14 protein-coding genes are annotated in these 17,303 nt (G+C 69.2%); 9 read left to right on the forward strand and 5 right to left on the reverse strand.

Annotated features, from left to right (window positions below; all coding sequences use genetic code 11):
- Window positions 1–122 precede the first annotated feature (122 nt).
- The 3 genes from sepF (at window position 123) to ACQEVG_RS09260 (ending at window position 2,238) form a co-directional block, all read left to right on the forward strand.
- On the forward strand, window positions 123–728 hold the full coding sequence (sepF, locus tag ACQEVG_RS09250) for a cell division protein SepF (RefSeq protein WP_432979754.1): 606 nt from the start codon (window positions 123–125) through the stop codon (window positions 726–728).
- 70 nt (window positions 729–798) lie between these two features.
- Complete coding sequence (locus ACQEVG_RS09255) at window positions 799–1,089, forward strand: YggT family protein (RefSeq protein ID WP_432979757.1); 291 nt, start codon at window positions 799–801, stop codon at window positions 1,087–1,089.
- A gap of 54 nt (window positions 1,090–1,143) precedes the next feature.
- The gene (locus ACQEVG_RS09260; RefSeq protein WP_432979760.1) at window positions 1,144–2,238 is read left to right on the forward strand and encodes a DivIVA domain-containing protein; all 1,095 of its coding nucleotides are present in this window, start codon (window positions 1,144–1,146) and stop codon (window positions 2,236–2,238) included.
- A 307-nt stretch (window positions 2,239–2,545) separates the two neighbouring features.
- On the opposite strand, the gene ileS is transcribed toward ACQEVG_RS09260, so the two are convergent.
- Entirely contained in the window at window positions 2,546–5,683 is a 3,138-nt protein-coding gene (ileS, locus tag ACQEVG_RS09265) for an isoleucine--tRNA ligase (protein WP_432979763.1), read from the reverse strand.
- A gap of 563 nt (window positions 5,684–6,246) precedes the next feature.
- Between ileS and ACQEVG_RS09270 the strand changes: the two genes are divergently transcribed.
- The 5 genes from ACQEVG_RS09270 (at window position 6,247) to ACQEVG_RS09290 (ending at window position 11,407) form a co-directional block, all read left to right on the forward strand.
- A complete protein-coding gene (locus tag ACQEVG_RS09270; RefSeq protein ID WP_432979766.1) occupies window positions 6,247–7,272 on the forward strand; it encodes a TraR/DksA family transcriptional regulator in 1,026 nt (341 codons plus the stop codon).
- 59 nt (window positions 7,273–7,331) lie between these two features.
- A complete protein-coding gene (gene lspA, locus ACQEVG_RS09275; RefSeq protein WP_432979769.1) occupies window positions 7,332–7,898 on the forward strand; it encodes a signal peptidase II in 567 nt (188 codons plus the stop codon).
- A 17-nt stretch (window positions 7,899–7,915) separates the two neighbouring features.
- The gene (locus tag ACQEVG_RS09280) at window positions 7,916–8,857 is read left to right on the forward strand and encodes an RluA family pseudouridine synthase (RefSeq protein WP_432979772.1); all 942 of its coding nucleotides are present in this window, start codon (window positions 7,916–7,918) and stop codon (window positions 8,855–8,857) included.
- The gene (locus tag ACQEVG_RS09285; protein ID WP_432979775.1) at window positions 8,854–9,327 is read left to right on the forward strand and encodes a GNAT family N-acetyltransferase; all 474 of its coding nucleotides are present in this window, start codon (window positions 8,854–8,856) and stop codon (window positions 9,325–9,327) included. Before ACQEVG_RS09280 ends, ACQEVG_RS09285 begins: the two co-directional genes overlap by 4 nt.
- A gap of 493 nt (window positions 9,328–9,820) precedes the next feature.
- On the forward strand, window positions 9,821–11,407 hold the full coding sequence (locus ACQEVG_RS09290; protein WP_432979778.1) for a Na+/H+ antiporter: 1,587 nt from the start codon (window positions 9,821–9,823) through the stop codon (window positions 11,405–11,407).
- 7 nt (window positions 11,408–11,414) lie between these two features.
- Here ACQEVG_RS09290 and ACQEVG_RS09295 read toward each other — a convergent pair whose 3' ends face one another.
- Window positions 11,415–12,524 carry a mechanosensitive ion channel family protein gene (locus ACQEVG_RS09295; RefSeq protein WP_432979781.1) on the reverse strand — a complete coding sequence of 370 codons (1,110 nt, stop codon included), beginning with the start codon at window positions 12,522–12,524 and terminating at the stop codon, window positions 11,415–11,417.
- A 47-nt stretch (window positions 12,525–12,571) separates the two neighbouring features.
- Here ACQEVG_RS09295 and ACQEVG_RS09300 point away from each other — a divergent pair, with 47 nt between their 5' ends.
- Window positions 12,572–13,150 (forward strand): dienelactone hydrolase family protein, encoded by a 579-nt coding sequence (locus ACQEVG_RS09300; protein ID WP_432979784.1) that lies wholly within the window; start codon window positions 12,572–12,574, stop codon window positions 13,148–13,150.
- A 42-nt stretch (window positions 13,151–13,192) separates the two neighbouring features.
- Here ACQEVG_RS09300 and ACQEVG_RS09305 read toward each other — a convergent pair whose 3' ends face one another.
- The 3 genes from ACQEVG_RS09305 to ACQEVG_RS09315 form a co-directional block, all read right to left on the reverse strand.
- A complete protein-coding gene (locus tag ACQEVG_RS09305) occupies window positions 13,193–14,152 on the reverse strand; it encodes a zinc metalloprotease (protein WP_432985195.1) in 960 nt (319 codons plus the stop codon).
- A gap of 359 nt (window positions 14,153–14,511) precedes the next feature.
- Window positions 14,512–16,164, reverse strand: a complete 1,653-nt coding sequence (locus ACQEVG_RS09310; protein ID WP_432979787.1) for an alkaline phosphatase D family protein — start codon at window positions 16,162–16,164, stop codon at window positions 14,512–14,514.
- Window positions 16,165–16,467: 303 nt separating this feature from the next.
- Window positions 16,468–17,283 (reverse strand): DsbA family protein, encoded by an 816-nt coding sequence (locus ACQEVG_RS09315; RefSeq protein WP_432979790.1) that lies wholly within the window; start codon window positions 17,281–17,283, stop codon window positions 16,468–16,470.
- Window positions 17,284–17,303: the final 20 nt, after the last annotated feature.

Below are 17,303 nucleotides of genomic sequence, written 5' to 3' on the forward strand. Positions count from 1 at the left end.
GAAGCAAGTCGGACCACAGCAGAAAATATGGTCATTCCCGGCAAATTCGGGCAGACCGAGTGGATCGCGGGCACTTGGTGACGAGGCCGATCCGATCCACCACAGAGCGGAGGACTCAGAGAATGGCCGGCGCGATGCGCAAGATGGCGGTCTACCTCGGCCTCGTGGAGGACGATGGGTACGACGGCCGAGGTTTCGATCCCGACGACGACTTCGAACCCGAGCCGGAGCCCGAGCGGGACCACCGGCGTCACCAGCCCCCGCACCAGGTCGAGCGGGACGAACCGGTACGAGTGGTGCAACCGCCCGCGCAGCGCGAGCCGGTTCCGCTTCCCGTCGAAGTCGGACGTCCGGCACGAATTGCCCCCGTGGCGTCCATCACACCTGAACGCCCAAACCTGGAGAAGAACGCACCGGTGATCATGCCCAAGGTTGTGTCCGAGCGGGAGCCTTACCGCATCACCACACTGCACCCGCGGACCTACAACGAGGCCCGTACCATCGGGGAACACTTCCGCGAGGGCACCCCGGTGATCATGAATCTGACGGAGATGGACGACACCGATGCAAAGCGACTTGTCGACTTTGCCGCGGGACTCGTCTTCGGCTTGCATGGCAGCATTGAGCGAGTGACGCAGAAGGTGTTCCTGTTGTCGCCTGCTAACGTCGATGTCACGGCGGAGGACAAGGCCCGCATCGCAGAGGGCGGATTCTTCAACCAGAGCTGAGAAAACGACACCGGGAACGACCCGGCCGCGAGGCCGGTAAGACGAGAGCCAGGGGAGAGGGAAGCACGGAATGGGCGTGGCACTGGATGTGGTCTACATCGCGCTGGTGTGCTTCCTTGTCGTGCTGATCTTCCGGCTGGTCATGGACTACGTCTTCCAGTTCGCCCGCTCATGGCAACCCGGTAAGGCGATGGTGGTCGTTCTGGAGGCCACCTACACTGTCACCGATCCACCGCTCAAGCTTCTGCGGCGGTTCATTCCGCCGCTGCGTCTCGGGGGCGTGGCACTCGACCTGTCCTTCTTCGTTCTGATGATCATCGTCTACATTCTGATCTCCGTCGTGAACGGCGTGGGGAACTGATGTGAGCGATACGGTCCTGCCGACTGCCGACGACTACGTAGAGGTGAAGAAGAGATGCCGCTGACCCCCGAGGACGTGCGGAACAAGCAGTTCACGACCGTCCGCCTCCGAGAAGGCTATGACGAGGACGAGGTCGATGCCTTCCTCGACGAGGTCGAGTCCGAACTGACCCGCCTGCTCCGCGAGAACGAGGACCTGCGTGCCAAGTTGGCCGCGGCGACACGTGCGGCCGCGCAGAACCAGCAGCAGGGCATGCGCAAGCCGGAGCCACAGGACGGCCGAGGTCCGGGTGGGCCGGTGCCCGCCGCCATATCCGGACCGCCGGTCCAGCAGCAGCCCCCGCAGATGGGTCCCCCCCAGCTGCCCAGTGGTGCTCCGCAGCTGCCCGCCGGTCCCAGCCACGGCGGTCCGCAGGGCCCGATGGGACCCGGTCCGATGCAGGGCGGTCCCATGGGTGGCCCGATGGGCGGCCCCATGGGCGGTCACCCGCAGATGCCTCAGCAGGGCCCCGGCGGCGACAGCGCCGCGCGCGTGCTCTCGCTGGCTCAGCAGACCGCGGACCAGGCGATCGCGGAGGCCCGTTCCGAGGCCAACAAGATCGTCGGCGAGGCGCGCAGCCGCGCCGAGGGCCTGGAGCGGGACGCCCGCGCCAAGGCGGACGCGCTCGAGCGGGACGCGCAGGAGAAGCACCGCGTCGCGATGGGCTCGCTGGAGTCCGCGCGCGCCACGCTGGAGCGCAAGGTCGAGGACCTGCGGGGCTTTGAGCGCGAGTACCGCACGCGTCTGAAGTCCTACCTGGAGTCGCAGCTGCGTCAGCTGGAGACCCAGGCGGACGACTCGCTGGCCCCGCCGCGTACTCCCGCGACCGCTTCGCTGCCGCCGTCCCCGTCGATGGCTTCGGCCGGTGCGGGTGCGATGGGTCACACCATGGGCGGCAACCAGTCCATGGGACAGTCGATGGGTCAGTCCATGGGCCAGTCGATGGGCGGCAACCAGTCGATGGGTGGTGCCCCGTCGTACGGCGGGCAGCAGCAGATGTCCCCGGCGATGACCCAGCCGATGGCACCGGTGCGGCCGCAGGCGCCGCAGCCGATGCAGCAGGCGCCGTCGCCGATGCGGGGCTTTCTGATCGACGAGGACGACAACTGACGGCGGGTCGCGCGTATCGCGCGTAGCCGTCGGCAGGCTGAGGGCCGGGCCCGGGACATGACGTCCCGGGCCCGGCCCTTTGCGGTGCCCTGCGTAGGGGACGCCTGCGGCGGGCTTTGTCCTCTACCCGCCCCTTCCCGGGCCGGGGCTCCGCCCCGGGCCTCGCGCCTCAATCGCCGGAGAGGCTGGTTTGGGGGCTCCGCCCCGGGCCCCGCGCCTCAATCGCCGGAGGGGCTTGTTTTCGGGCTGGGCCGGAGGGAAAGCAAAAGGGCCCGAGCCATCGCCCGGGCCCCCTTGCCGTGACGCGTTACACCTTGCGCAGACGGAATGTCAGCGACAGGCCCTCGTCCGTGAACGGGTCACCGAAGCCCTCCGACGCCGTGTCCTGGCCGAACTCCGTTGCCAGCACCTCGTCCGCGATCAGACCCGCGTGCTCCGTCAGCGCCTCCGTCGTGGACGGGTCCGTCGCCGACCAGGTCACCGCGATCCGGTCCGCCACGTCGAGGCCGCTGTTCTTGCGGGCCTCCTGGATCAGGCGGATCGCGTCACGCGCCAGGCCCGCGAGCCGCAGCTCCGGCGTGATCTCCAGGTCGAGCGCGACCGTCGCACCCGAGTCGGAGGCCACCGACCAGCCCTCGCGCGGGGTCTCGGTGATGATGACCTCCTCCGGGGAGAGGGCGACGGGCGAGCCGTCGACCTCGACGGAGGCAGTCCCCTCGCGCAGGGCGAGGGAGAGCGCCGCGGCATCCGCCTCGGCGACCGCCTTGGCCACGGCCTGGACGCCCTTGCCGAAGCGCTTGCCCAGCGCGCGGAAATTCGCCTTCGCCGTCGTGTCGACCAGCGAGCCGCCGACCTCGGAGAGCGAGGCGAGGGACGAGACGTTCAGCTCCTCGGTGATCTGCGCCTGCAGCTCGGGGGAGAGCGACTCGAAGCCCGCCGCCCCCACCAGCGCACGCGACAGCGGCTGGCGGGTCTTGACCCCGGACTCCGCGCGGGTGGCGCGGCCCAGCTCCACCAGTCGGCGGACCAGCGCCATCCGGGAGGAGAGGGTGGGGTCGATGGCGTCCAGGTCGGCCGCCGGCCAGGTCGACAGATGCACCGACTCGGGCGCGTCCGGCGTCACCGGGACGATCAGGTCCTGCCAGACCCGCTCGGTGATGAACGGGGTCAGCGGGGCCATCAGACGGGTCACCGTCTCGATGACGTCGTGCAGCGTGCGCAGCGCGGCAGCGTCGCCCTGCCAGAAGCGGCGGCGCGAGCGGCGTACGTACCAGTTGGACAGGTCGTCGACGAAGGCCGACAGCAGCTTTCCGGCGCGCTGGGTGTCGTACCCCTCCAGTGCCTGGGTCGTCTGGTCCACCAGCGCGCCCAGCTCGCTCAGCAGCCAGCGGTCCAGGACCGTACGCTCGGCCGGGGCCGGATCGGCCGCGGACGGCGCCCAGTTGGACGTGCGCGCGTACAGGGCCTGGAAGGCCACCGTGTTCCAGTACGTGAGGAGGGTCTTGCGCACGACCTCCTGGATCGTGCCGTGACCCACCCTGCGCGCCGCCCACGGTGACCCGCCCGCCGCCATGAACCAGCGGACCGCGTCGGCGCCGTGCTGGTCCATCAGCGGGATCGGCTGAAGGGTGTTCCCCAGGTGCTTGGACATCTTGCGGCCGTCCTCGGCGAGGATGTGGCCCAGGCAGACCACGTTCTCGTACGAGGACTTGTCGAAGACGAGCGTGCCCACGGCCATCAGCGTGTAGAACCACCCGCGCGTCTGGTCGATGGCCTCCGAGATGAACTGAGCCGGGTAGCGCTTCTCGAAGAGTTCCTTGTTCTTGTGCGGATAGCCCCACTGCGCGAACGGCATCGAGCCCGAGTCGTACCAGGCATCGATGACCTCCGGCACGCGCGTCGCCGTGCCGGAGCACTGCGGGCACGGGAAGGTGACCTCGTCGATGAACGGGCGGTGCGGGTCAAGCGCCGACTGGTCCTCGCCCGTCAGCTCGGTGAGCTCGGTGCGCGAGCCGACGACGGTGAGGTGGTTCTCCTCGCAGCGCCAGATCGGCAGCGGCGTGCCCCAGTAGCGGTTGCGGGAGAGCGCCCAGTCGACGTTGTTGTTCAGCCAGTCGCCGAAGCGGCCGTGCTTGACCGAGTCCGGGAACCAGTTGGTGTTCTCGTTCTCCTGGAGCAGCCGGTCCTTGATCGCGGTCGTGCGGATGTACCAGGACGGCTGCGCGTAGTACAGCAGCGCGGTGTGGCAGCGCCAGCAGTGCGGATAGCTGTGCTCGTACGGGACGTGCCTGAAGAGCAGTCCGCGGGCCTGCAGATCGTCCACGAGCGTCTCGTCGGCCTTCTTGAAGAAGACGCCGCCGACCAGCGGGACGTTCTCCTCGAAGGTGCCGTCGGGGCGGACCGGGTTCACGACCGGGAGGCCGTACGCACGGCAGACCTTGAGGTCGTCCTCACCGAAGGCGGGGGACTGGTGGACCAGACCGGTGCCGTCCTCGGTCGTCACATACTCGGCATTGACGACGTAGTGGGCTTCGGAGGGGAACTCCACCAGGGCGAAGGGACGGTCGTACGTCCAGCGCTCCATCTCGGCGCCGGTGAAGGACTGCCCCGTGGTCTCCCAGCCTTCGCCGAGCGCCTTATCGAGCAGTGGCTGTGCGACGACCAGCTTCTCCTCGCCGTTCGTCGCGACGAGGTAGGTGACCTCGGGGTGCGCGGCCACCGCGGTGTTGGAGACCAGCGTCCAGGGAGTCGTCGTCCAGACGAGCAGCGCCGCCTCGCCCGCGAGCGGGCCGGAGGTCAGCGGGAAGCGGACGAAGACGGACGGGTCCACGACCGTCTCGTACCCCTGCGCCAGCTCATGGTCCGAGAGGCCGGTGCCGCAGCGCGGGCACCAGGGGGCGACGCGGTGGTCCTGGACAAGGAGGCCCTTGTTGAAGATCTCCTTCAGTGACCACCACACCGACTCGATGTACTCGGGGTCCATCGTGCGGTACGCGTCGTCGAGGTCGACCCAGTAGCCCATGCGGGTCGTGAGCTCGGCGAACGCGTCGGTGTGACGGGTCACCGACTCACGGCACTTGGCGTTGAACTCGGCGATGCCGTACGCCTCGATGTCCTTCTTGCCGGCGAAGCCGAGCTCCTTCTCGACGGCGAGCTCGACCGGCAGGCCGTGGCAGTCCCAGCCGGCCTTGCGGGCGACGTGGTAGCCGCGCATCGTGCGGAAGCGCGGGAAGACGTCCTTGAAGACGCGGGCCTCGATGTGATGGGCGCCGGGCATGCCGTTGGCGGTCGGCGGGCCTTCGTAGAAGACCCACTCCGGACGGCCCTCGGACTGCTCGAGGCTCTTTGCGAAGACCTTGCTGTCGCGCCAGAAGTCGAGCACGGCGTGCTCGAGCGCGGGCAGGTCGACCTGGGCGGGCACCTGGCGGTACTGCGGTGGTGTCATCGAGGAGCTCCTCCAACGGACAGGTCATTCGTTCCGTCGGAGGGACGAGAGCCTGTGCTCCCGCGGTACCACCCTCCTTGGCCCGCCGACCGTGATCGGTGAGCCCCCTCATTGGGGTCGCGAAGCCGGTTCTACTCGCCTTGCGGCTTTCTTCCGGCGGCTCAGGGGTGATGCTTCACATCGTGCTCGCCCCCGGGCTCTCACCGTCCCCGGGTCGCTCATGGCTGCTTACGACGCTACTCGTCCCCATCCACGCCTTTCGCTGCGCCCAGTGTACGGGCCCGTACCGGGGGCGGCCGACCGTATTTCACCGGGCCGTCCACGGGCTCGTCCGCGAGGTGCGTCGTTGAGCCGAATGCCGATACGGACTCCGGCGGAGTCCGGCTCCGCCCCCGGGGCGGATTACCGGGCGGGGAGCTGGGCACAACGGATGCAGGTTCGCCGTGTCGCAGGCCGGGGCGGACCGATGCGGCGGCGTGCCCCGTTTGCCGCGGGGCTTGGGTCGATTTATCGTCCCAGCACGATTCGCGCGCAAGATCACAATATGTGAAGGGGCCGCGGCCATGGTGGCGAAGAAGACCGCCGAGAAGACGGCGTCCGCAAGATCCACCGCCGCGAAGAAGGCGGCGGCGAAGAAGCCGGTGACCAAGAAGGCGGCGGCGAAGAAGGCGTCGGCTGCGACGGCGACGTCGACGGTGAAGCGGGTGTCGGCGGTCGCGGCACCCGCCACGAAGAAGGCCGCCACGAAGAAGGCCGCCACGAAGAAGGCCACGACGAAGAAGGCCACGGCCAAGACCCTCCCTGCGACGAAGAAGGCGACTCCGACGAAGACCACCACGGCAAAGACGACCACGGCAAAGACGACCACGGCAAAGACGACCACGACCGGGAAGGCCGTCGCCAAGGAGACCGCGGCGAAGCAGGCCGACACCAAGAAGACAACCGCCACCAAGAAGAGGGCGACGGCCGCGACCGCGGACCGTACGCCGCCGGTGAAGAAGGCACCTGCGAAGAAGGCCGTGGCCAAGAAGGCCGCGAAGAAGGCCGCAACCGCGGCCAAAGGGGCGGCCCAGGCCGCACAGCAGACAGGAGCCAGAACGGTGGGAGCGAAGAAGACCGCGGGAGCGTCATCCGCAGCCGGCAAGGGTGCGGCCACGGTGCCCACGATCCGTACAGCCGCCGCGACACCGCCGGGCGGGCTCGCGGTGCGACCCGGCGAGGACCCATGGACCCCCGAGGAGGTGGCCGAGGCACGTGCCGAGCTGGAGAGTGAGGCGGCCCGGCTGACCATCGAGATCAGCTCGTCCGAGGAGTCCCTGGCCGGGCTGATGCGGGACTCCGGCGACGGCGCCGGCGACGACGACGCCGACACCGGGACCAAGAACATCACGCGCGAGCACGAGCTGGCGCTCGCCGCCAACGCGCGGGACATGCTGGAGCAGACCGAGCGGGCACTGCTGCGGCTGGACGCCGGAACGTACGGGCTCTGCGAGGTCTGCGGGAACCCGATCGGCAAGGCCCGTATGCAGGCTTTCCCGCGCGCGACCCTCTGCGTCGAGGACAAGCAGAAGCAGGAACGGCGAGGCTGACTCCGTACGTGTGTGCCGTACCCTCGTGCTCAGTCAGGCACCTAGGTTGAGGGACTCACGTGGCAGAGGCGGAGCGCACCATCGGTACGTCGGATTCAGCGGGAGCCGACGAGGCTGCGGCGCCCGCCGAGCAGCCCAGGGGCAGGCGCAAGATCGCCGTGCTGTTCGGCGTGGCGGTCGTGGCGTACGTGATCGACCTCGTCAGCAAGATGATCGTGGTGGCCAAGCTGGAGCACCACGAGCCGATCAAGATCATCGGTGATCTGCTGAAGTTCGCGGCGGTACGGAACCCCGGCGCGGCCTTCGGCATGGGCGAGGCTTTCACCGTGATCTTCACCTGCATCGCGGCGGCGGTGATCATCGTGATCGCCCGGCTGGCGCGCAAGCTCTACAGCCTGCCCTGGGCGATCGCCCTCGGGTTGCTGCTCGGCGGGGCGCTCGGCAATCTCACCGACCGGATCTTCCGTGCGCCGGGCGTCTTCAAGGGCGCGGTCGTCGACTTCATCGCGCCCGCGCACTTCGCCGTCTTCAACCTCGCCGACTCCGCGATCGTCTGCGGCGGCTTCCTGATTGTGATCCTGTCCTTCAGGGGGCTGGACCCCGACGGGACAGTCCACAAGGACTGACAAGGCATACTCAACGGGTGAGTACGCTTCCCGAGATCCGCACCCTGCCCGTACCCGACGGCCTTGAGGGCGAGCGCGTCGACGCCGCCATCAGCCGGATTTTCGGGTTCTCCCGTACGAAGGCGGCCGAATTGGCCGCTGCCGGGAAGGTACAGGTCGACGGCTCGGTGGTCGGAAAATCCGAGCGGGTGCGCGGCGGGGCCTGGCTCGAGGTCGAGATGCCGCAGGCGCCCGCGCCGGTGCAGATCGTGGCCGAGCCCGTCGAGGGCATGGAGATCGTGCACGACGACGAGGACATCGTCGTGATCGTGAAGCCGGTGGGCGTGGCCGCGCATCCGAGCCCCGGCTGGACCGGCACGACCGTGATCGGCGGTCTCGCGGCTGCGGGGTACCGGATCTCGACGTCGGGCGCGGCGGAGCGGCAGGGGATCGTGCACCGGCTGGACGTCGGCACGTCCGGGCTGATGGTCGTCGCCAAGTCGGAGCGGGCGTACACCCTGCTGAAGGCGCAGTTCCGGGACCGGGTCGTGGACAAGCGGTACCACGCGCTGGTGCAGGGGCACCCGGACCCGATGAGCGGGACGATCGACGCGCCGATCGGCCGGCACCCGAACCACGACTACAAGTGGGCGGTCACGGCGGAGGGCAAGCCGTCGGTGACGCACTACGACCTGATCGAGGCGTACCGGGCGGCGTCGCTGCTGGACATCAAGCTGGAGACGGGGCGTACGCACCAGATCCGGGTGCACATGTCGGCGCACCGGCACCCCTGCGTGGGCGATCTGACGTACGGCGCGGACCCGACCATGGCGAAGCGCCTCGGGCTGACCAGGCAGTGGCTGCACGCCGTGCGGCTGGGCTTCGAGCATCCGTCGGACGGGCAGTGGGTGGAGTTCGAGAGCTCGTACCCGGAGGACCTGCGGGTGGCCCTGGACAAGATCGCTGCGGAGAGCGCGTGAGTGTCTTTGAGGTGCGGGTGGCGGTCGGGCCCGCGGACCGTGAGGCGTGCTTCGCCGTACGGAAGGAAGTCTTCGTCGTCGAGCAGCGGGTGCCGGCGGAGATCGAGTACGACGCGTTCGACGAGGTGGATGCGGACACGGTGCATGTGCTGGCGGTCGGCGCGGACGGGCTGCCGCTGGGGACGGGCCGCCTGCTGTACGGCCCGGCCGCGGCGGACCGCACCGGCGGTGACCCGTCGGTGGGCTCGCTGGGCCGCCTCGCGGTGAGCAGGGCGGCGCGGGGCCTGGGGGTGGGCGCGGCGCTGGTCCGGGCGATCGAGGAGGCCGCCCGCGAGAGGGGCCTGGCGGCGGTGGACCTGCATGCGCAGACGCATGCGACGGAGTTTTACGAGCGGCTGGGGTACGCGGCGTACGGGGCGGAGTTCCTGGACGCGGGTATCGGCCACAGGGCGATGCGGCGGGCGCTCTAGCGCGGACGCGTGGGCGCCCGCCCGCGACTCAGTCCGGTAGGCCCCAGCCCGGGTGAGCGCCCGCCGGAGCAGCGCACCGGTCTCGCTGTGGACGAGCGCGGAGAAGGCGAGGTTGCCGCGGGTGGTGGTGACGGTGCCGCGCAGTTCGGCATCGTACAGCTCCAGCGTCCAGTCGACGGCGGTGATCCCGCCGGCGAGGGTGAGGTTGAAGTGGCCGATGGGCAGGCGTGAGTAGCCGATGCCGCCGCGCCACTGGCCGCGCTGGTCCTGCGCCTCACCGTGGCTGAGCATCAGCTTCAGGCTGTTCGGGAACCGGCGTGGTGCCCGCGCCCCAGCAGACCGGGAAGACCTCACGCGCAATAAACACCCGATGGCTGTTCAGGATCGTGAATCAGAAACCTCTGCTACAGGGGGTGTTGGGGCGATTACGGTGTTTTGCGTGGCAGGCTGGAAGACCTGACCGTGGAGGTCTCCAACCGCCGGAGGGCACACCGTGGACCAATTGGCGCTGCTGTTCGCGCTGTTGCTCGGGGCCGTGGTGACGGTGCCCCTGGGGGAGCGGCTCAGGCTGCCCGCGCCCGTGCTGATGACGCTGGCCGGGATCGTTCTGGCCTTTGTGCCGATCGTGCCGAATGTCGACGTGCCGCCCGAGTTCATCCTGCCGCTGTTGCTGCCGCCGCTGCTGTACGCATCCGTGCAGCGCACCTCCTGGCGGCAGTTCACCGCCAACATCCGGCCGATCCTGCTGCTCGCGGTCGCGTTGGTATTCGTGACGACGGCGGCGGTGGCGGCCGTCGCCAACGCGATCGTTCCCGGGGTGCCGGTCGCCGCGGCGGTCGCGCTCGGCGCGCTGGTCGCGCCGCCCGACCCGGTGGCGGCGACCGCGGTCGCCGGTTCGCTCGGACTGCCGCGACGGCTGGTCTCCATCCTGGAAGGGGAAGGGCTGTTCAACGACGTCACCGCGATCGTGCTCTACCACGTGGCGATCGTGGCGGCCGTGAGCGGGTCGTTCTCCTGGCCCACCGCGGCCGGTGAACTGGTGCTGTCGGCCGTGGTGGCCGTGGCGGTCGGACTTGCGCTCGGCTGGCTCTCCAACAAGCTGATGGGGCTCCTCGGCGATGCGACGCTGCAGATCGGCCTGTCGCTGATGGTGCCGTTCGTCAGCTACGTACTGGCCGAGGAGCTGAAAGGGTCGGGTGTTCTCGCCGTCCTCACGACCGCCCTCTTCCTGGCCGAGCACGCCGCCGACGCCGACGACGTGATGGGGCGGCTCGCCGGGAACACCTTCTGGGAGATCGTCGACACCCTTGTGACCGGAGTCGCGTTCGGGCTCATCGGACTCGAACTCCACAACGTCTTCGGCACGGCCGACGGACGCGAGGCGCAGATGCTGGGGTGGGGCGCGGCGATCACCGGCGTTGTCGTGGTCGTACGGCTGCTGTGGCTGATGCCCGCGACCTGGCTCGCCAAGCGGCTGCACACACTGCGGGACTACAACGAGGAAATCCCCGTCAGCTGGCGGGAGACCGTCGTCATGTGGTGGTCGGGGATGCGGGGCGTGGTGTCGGTCGCGCTGGCGCTCGCGATCCCGCTGAAGACGGACAGCGGGGCGGACTTTCCCGCCCGGGACGAGATCGTCTTCATCGCCTTCGCGGTCATCCTCGCCACGCTCGTCCTCCAGGGGCTGACACTGCCCTGGCTGGTCCGGCGGCTCGGCGTCCGCGCGGACGCGGACGCCGAACGCGAACTGGAACGGCGCCTGGCACTGCGCGCAGCCAAGGCGGCGAAGCACCGGCTGCGGGAGATCGAGGCGGTGGAGGAACTGCCGGAGGACATCAGCGAACGGCTGCTGCGCAGGGCGTACGACATCGGGGTGCGGATCAGCCCGGACATCGTGGACGAGGAGCGGCGCGAGTGGTTCGCCAGGCGCGTGGACCGGATGCGGACGGTCCAGCGGATCCAGCGGGAGATGCTGTCGGCGGCACGGCACGAGGTCCTCTCGGCCCGCAACGAACCCGGCGCGGACCCCGAAGTCGTGGACCGGGTGCTGCGGCACCTGGACGTCCACAGCCTGCGATGACGATGTGTCAGCCGCGGCCCGTGCGGGCCTGGGCGTCGCCCTCGTAGGTCTCGTCCCGCGGGGGCGGGATGGACGCGCCGTCACGAGCAGCCGGGGACGTCGAGACCCGCGGCAGCGCGTAGGGATGCTTCTCGTACAGCCAGGCGATCATCTGCTCGCGTACGGCACACCGCGCCGTCCAGAGGTCGTCCGCATCCTTCGCCGTCACCACAGCCCGCACCTGAATCGTGGTCGGCGTGGTGTCCGTGACCGCCAGACTCCAGTCCCGGCCGTCCCATGCCGCGCAGTCACGCAGTATCTCCGGCAGCTTCTCGCGCATCAGACCCACCGGAGCCGAGTGATCCAGATGGAAGAAGACCGTCCCGGTCATCTGCACCCCGCCGCGCGACCAGTTCTCGAACGGCTTGCCGGTGAAGTACGACACAGGCATCGTGATCCGGCGCTCGTCCCAGGTCCGTACGGCGAGGAAGGTGAGCGTGACCTCCTCGACCACACCCCACTCCCCGTCCACGACCACCGTGTCGCCGATCCGCACCATGTCGCCGAACGCGATCTGGAAGCCGGCGAAGAGATTGCCCAGTGTGGACTGCGCGGCGACACCGGCGACGATGCCGATGATGCCCGCGGAGGCCAGCATCGAGGCGCCGAGCTTCTCCATGCCGGGGAAGGTCAGCAGCATCGCCGCGGCCGCCACCACCACGACGATCGCGGTGACGATCCGCATGATCAGCGTGACCTGCGTACGCACCCGCCGCACCCGGGCCGGGTCGCGGGTCGACGACGCATAGCGGGCGTACGAGGACTCCACGACGGCGGACACGTTACGGGTCACCAGCCAGGCCCCGGCGCCGATCAGCACCAGCGACAGCACATGGCCGATGCCCGCCTCGTGAACCTCGATGGGCTGCCAGCCGGTTTCCCGGAAACTCCCTCTCAGCAGCGCGGTGAGCAGCACCACCTGGAACGGCAGCCGGCAGCGGCGCAGCAGCCCCCACAGCGGGGTCTCGGGGTGGCGGTCGTCCACGCGGCGCAACAGCAGGTCAAGGACCCAGCCGAGCAGCAGCGTGAGCACGATCGAACCACCGAGGACGATCAACGGGCGCAGTACGTTCTCCATGACTCCGACGCTAACTGGACTTCGACGTCAACTGGCAGGATGGCCGAATGAACATCATGCTCTTCCATTCGGTCTACGGTCTGCGCCCGGCTGTGCACGCGGCAGCCGACGGGCTGCGCGAAGCCGGGCACCAGGTTCACGTGCCCGACCTTTTCGACGGACAAACCGTCGAAAGTGTCGAGGAGGGCAGGGAGCTCAAGGACAAGATCGGCAAGGAGGAGCTGCTGCGCCGGGCGATCCTGGCCGCCGCGCCGTACTCGGAGCGGGGTCTGGTGTACGCGGGCTTCTCGCTCGGCGGCTCGATCGCGCAGAACCTCGCGCTGGGCGACGAGAAGGCGCGCGGGCTGCTGCTGGTGCACGGCACGTCCGACATCGCCGAGGGCGCGAGCGTGGACGAGCTGCCCGTACAGCTGCATGTCGCCGATCCCGACCCCTTCGAGCCGCACGACTGGCTGAACACCTGGTATCTGCAGATGCAGCGGGCGGGAGCCGATGTGGAGATCTACCGCTACCCGGGTGCCGGGCATCTGTACACCGACCCGGAGCTGCCCGACTACGACGAGTCGGCGGCCGAGCAGACCTGGCGGATTGCGCTGGGCTTCCTGTCGACGCTCGAGCAGGGCTAGAGGGGGTGGCTGCCCGCCGCGGGTGCGGCGGGCAGCCCGGCGTCAGCCGGCCCGGTAGGCGGTCCAGCTGTCCTTCATGCGCTGCACCTGGCCCGCGGTGAACTGGTACATGCACGGGTCGTAGGTGTAGTCCATGAAGTTGTGGATCGGGTCCACGCCGGTCTTGTTGGTGCAGGTGTCACGGCCGGTCGGGCAGGCCGTCGCCGCGGTCTTCTCGGCCGGGGTGTCCGAGACATAGTCGCCGTTGCCGGAGCAGCCGCCCTGGAAGGTGTGGTACAGCCCCATCCAGTGGCCGACTTCGTGGGTGGCGGTGTCGCCCTCGTTGTAGTTGGTCGCCGAACCGCCGGGCAGCGAGGTGTCGAGGACGACCACACCGTCGTCGGACGGGGCGGAGGCGTACGAGGACGGGAAGGTGGCCCAGCCGAGCAGACCGCCGCCGAGGCTGGCGGTGTAGAAGTTCAGCGCGCCCTTGCCTCCCTTGCGCAGCGTGGACTTCATGGCCGTCTCGGCGGAGGAGCCGGGCTCGATGCCGTTGTACCAGGTGGCGTTGTCCGTGTAGTCGGTGCCGGCCAGCGAGAACTGGAAGCTCGAGTTGGTGTTGCCGGTGCCCTGGCCGGCGTAGGCCGCGTTGAGGACCGAGATCTGCTTGGAGATGTCGGTGGCGGTGAGCTTGCCGGTCGAACCGCTGTGGATGACGTGGAAGTAGACCGGGATCGTGGTCGTGGCGGCGGCCGAGAGTCTGCGGCCGTCGGCCCGGGCCGCCTCGACTCTCTTCTTCAGATCCGCGTCCATGGCCTTGGCCTTGGCGGCGGTGACCTCGTTGGGCTCGTGGGCCTGGGTGCCGCCGACGGGGCGGGACTTGCGGGCGGCGGCGCTCGTGCCGGTGTCCTCGGCGCACTTGTCGGAGGCGGACGTGGCGGCGGTTGCCTTGGTGCCGGGCGCCTTGGCGGCGGCGATGCCCGCGGGGGCGGAGAGCGGTGAGAGGGCCAGGGTTCCGGCCATGATTGCCGTGCCGACTACGCGGTTGCGCAAACGCGGCGATATTCGGGCAAGAGTACGCACAGGGTCTCCTCGCGTGGGGGTGTGGGGGAGGGCCTTTTTTTGGCCACCGCGGGGAGATTACGGGTGCATGACATGACTGGATGAGAGCTGATCAGGCCCAATTGACTCGCGTAGACCCGGGGACATGGGGGATGAAACCGCCTGGGCCGTCCGGGGATTGAGATGTGCGCGTAACAAGTGGGGTTGAAGCGACGGGTGGTGTGTCCGCATTTATGGTGCGGATCACGCCACCCGTCGCGGCGATGTGATCTTGAGTTAACACATCGCGGAGTGGCTGGAATTCGCCGTCGGGGCGGGGGTCAGCGCACCGGCTGGTTCACCCGCTCGACCTTCTGCGTTCCGCTGAGCGTCCGGTAGGAGCGGCTCCACTTGGTGGTCGCGTCCTGCTTCGTCTTGTCGGAGATGACGTAGTAGTCCATCTGGGAGTACTCGGCGGTGATGTCGAGCACTCCATAGCCGTGGTTGTCCATGTCCAGCCACTTCACATGGCGGTTGGCCGCTTTGACGGCCGTCTCGGCCACCAGCGAGACCGTGTTGGGCGCGACATGGAGGATGTCGTCCAGGTTGTCGGACGTCACCGACGTCACGACGAACTCGGTCGCCGCGGACCGCGACAGCGGGTACGTCGCCGCTTTGACCGGCACATCGTTCGCCCACGCCATGTGGATGTCCCCGGTGAGAAAGACGGTGTTCTCGATGCCGCGCTGCGTGAGATGCGCCAGCAGCTCCTTGCGGTCGTCCGTGTAGCCGTCCCACTGGTCGACGTTGATCGCGAGGCCCTCCTTGGGCAGGCCGAGCAACTCCGCGATCGGCTCCAGGAGATGGGCCGGCAGCGAACCGAAGGCCACCGGCGAGATCATCACCGACGTGCCGACGAGCTTCCAGGACGCGTCCGATCCGGCGAGACCGGCCTTCAGCCAGTCCAGCTGCGCGCGGCCGGTGATCGTGCGCTCGGGGTCGTCGACGCTGCCGTTGCCGATCGTCGTCTGCTGCGAGCGGAAGGAGCGCAGGTCCAGCAGGTGCAGATCGGCGAGCTTGCCGAAGCGGAGCCGGCGGTAGACCGTGCCCTCGGTGGAGGCGCGTACGGGCATCCACTCGAAGTAGGCCTGGCGCGCGGCCGCGGCGCGCGCGGCCCAGTCGCCCTCGGTGCCCGGCGTGTGGTTCTGGGCCCCGCCCGACCAGGTGTCGTTCGCGAACTCGTGATCGTCCCAGATCGCGATCACCGGGTGGGTGGCGTGCAGCGCCTGCAGATCGGCGTCCGTCTTGTAGGTGGCGTGCCGTGTGCGGTAGTCGGCGAGCGTGATGATCTCGTTCTTGGGCGAGTGCTGCCGTACGACGTACTTGGGCTCGGGGTAGCCGCCGGTCGCGTACTCGTAGATGTAGTCGCCGAGATGGAGGATCGCGTCCAGGTCGGCACGGGCGGCGAGATGGCGGTACGCGGAGAAGTAGCCGGACTCCCAGTTGGCGCAGGAGACCACGCCGAAGCGGACGCCGGGCGTCGAGGCGTCGGTGGCGGGCGCGGTGCGGGTACGGCCGACGGGAGAGACGCTCGTGCCGGCGGTGAAGCGGAAGTAATAGGCGGTCGCCTGGCGCAGGCCCCTTACATCCACCTTGACGGTGTGGTCGGAGGCGGCCTTCGACGTCGTGCTGCCGCGGGCGACGATACGGGTGAAGCCCTTGTCCTCCGCGACCTCCCAACCCACCGCGGTGTCAGGGCCCTTGCCCGAGCCGGGCACGGCCTCGGGGGCGGGGGTGATGCGCGTCCACAGCAGCACCCCGTCGGGCAACGGATCGCCGGAGGCGAGGCCGTGCTGAAAGACGGAGGCCTCCTCGGCGGAGGCGGCGGTGGCGGTGGTGGCGACCGCGAGGGCGGGCGCGGCGACGACAGCGGTGGCGGCGGCGGCCTTGACGACCGTGCGGCGACTGGGAGTTGAGGAGAATCGACTGGTCACGGCCGATCAGACTACTGACCGGTAAACCGAATGCGCGGGCGAACGGGGAAAGTTCGCCGACCCATCGGTAACGGTCCACCGGCGCGTTCCCTCCCGTCCGCCGACGGCTCCACCGTGAGGGGGACTTCCGCCTCAGCGTCGCGGGCCGTCGGCTCCGCCGGGGGCCGGCGGCCCAGCCCGTCGGGCGCGTCGGGTTGCCACGGGATGCCCGGGTGCTCCGCCGTCTGTCCGGAGGGAGGACCGGGTGGGGCTGGGGCGCGGGCCGGGTGCGCCAGCGCGCGGCGGCGCACCCGGTCGGCGAGGTCAGCCCTTGAGGGCCTTGGCGATCGCCGCGTTGTACTCGGCCACCGTCATCGGCGGGCTGTCCGAGCCCTGCGCCGTGACCTTCTTGCCGTCCATCTTCAGCGTCGGCGTGCCCTGGACCCCGCTCTTGTCGAAGGTCGCCGACATCTTCATCGCCCACGCGTCGAACGTCCCGGCCTCCACGTTCTTCTTGAACTCCGCGTTGTTCTTCAGCGCCGGGACCGTGTCCGCGACCTCAAGGAGGTACGCGTCCTTCGCGAACTTGTCGTCGCTCTCCTGCGGGTGGTACTTCGCCGAGTACAGCGCGGCCTTGTACTCCGAGAACGCCTCCGGGCTCACATTCAGCGCCGCGCCCAGCGCGCTCAGCGCGTTCTTCGAGCCCTCGCCCTGGTCAGCGTTGTCGATGAAGGTCGCGCCTATGTACTTGATCTTGTACTTCCCGGCGTCGGCGTCCTTCTTCACCGCCGCGCCCACCGACTGCTCGAAGTTCGCGCAGACCGGGCAGCGCGAGTCCTCGTACAGCTCCAGCGTCTTCTTCGCCGTCGCCTTGCCGATGACGACGGTCGTCCCGTTCTCGCCCTCGGTGTTCTTCGGCGCGGAGATGTTCTTCTCGTCCTTCACCGACTCCCAGTGGCCCGGCTTGTTCGCCTGCATGACGGCGTATCCGATGCCGCCCGCGATCGCGAGGACCACGACCGTCGAGCCGATGACGACAAGCTGCCGGCGGGTCTTGTCCTTCTTGGCCTGGCGCTCACGCTCCTGGCGCAGCCGCTCACGGGCCGCCGCCTTGTTGGCCTGGCTGTTGCGTGCACTCATGCTGATTCACTCCGTGTGAT

It is taken from the genome of Streptomyces sp. CA-135486, assembly GCF_050936555.1.
Taxonomy (GTDB): domain Bacteria; phylum Actinomycetota; class Actinomycetes; order Streptomycetales; family Streptomycetaceae; genus Streptomyces.

Excerpts from the sequence above, each read along its gene's own strand:
- sepF (WP_432979754.1), top strand. The coding sequence starts at position 123 with ATGGCCGGCGCGATGCGCAAGATGGCGGTCTACCTCGGCCTCGTGGAG.
- ACQEVG_RS09255 (WP_432979757.1), top strand. The coding sequence starts at position 799 with ATGGGCGTGGCACTGGATGTGGTCTACATCGCGCTGGTGTGCTTCCTT.
- ACQEVG_RS09260 (WP_432979760.1), top strand. The coding sequence starts at position 1,144 with ATGCCGCTGACCCCCGAGGACGTGCGGAACAAGCAGTTCACGACCGTC.
- ileS (WP_432979763.1), bottom strand. The coding sequence starts at position 5,683 with ATGACACCACCGCAGTACCGCCAGGTGCCCGCCCAGGTCGACCTGCCC.
- ACQEVG_RS09270 (WP_432979766.1), top strand. The coding sequence starts at position 6,247 with ATGGTGGCGAAGAAGACCGCCGAGAAGACGGCGTCCGCAAGATCCACC.
- ACQEVG_RS09295 (WP_432979781.1), bottom strand. The coding sequence starts at position 12,524 with ATGGAGAACGTACTGCGCCCGTTGATCGTCCTCGGTGGTTCGATCGTG.
- ACQEVG_RS09300 (WP_432979784.1), top strand. The coding sequence starts at position 12,572 with ATGAACATCATGCTCTTCCATTCGGTCTACGGTCTGCGCCCGGCTGTG.
- ACQEVG_RS09305 (WP_432985195.1), bottom strand. The coding sequence starts at position 14,152 with ATGGCCGGAACCCTGGCCCTCTCACCGCTCTCCGCCCCCGCGGGCATC.
- ACQEVG_RS09315 (WP_432979790.1), bottom strand. The coding sequence starts at position 17,283 with ATGAGTGCACGCAACAGCCAGGCCAACAAGGCGGCGGCCCGTGAGCGG.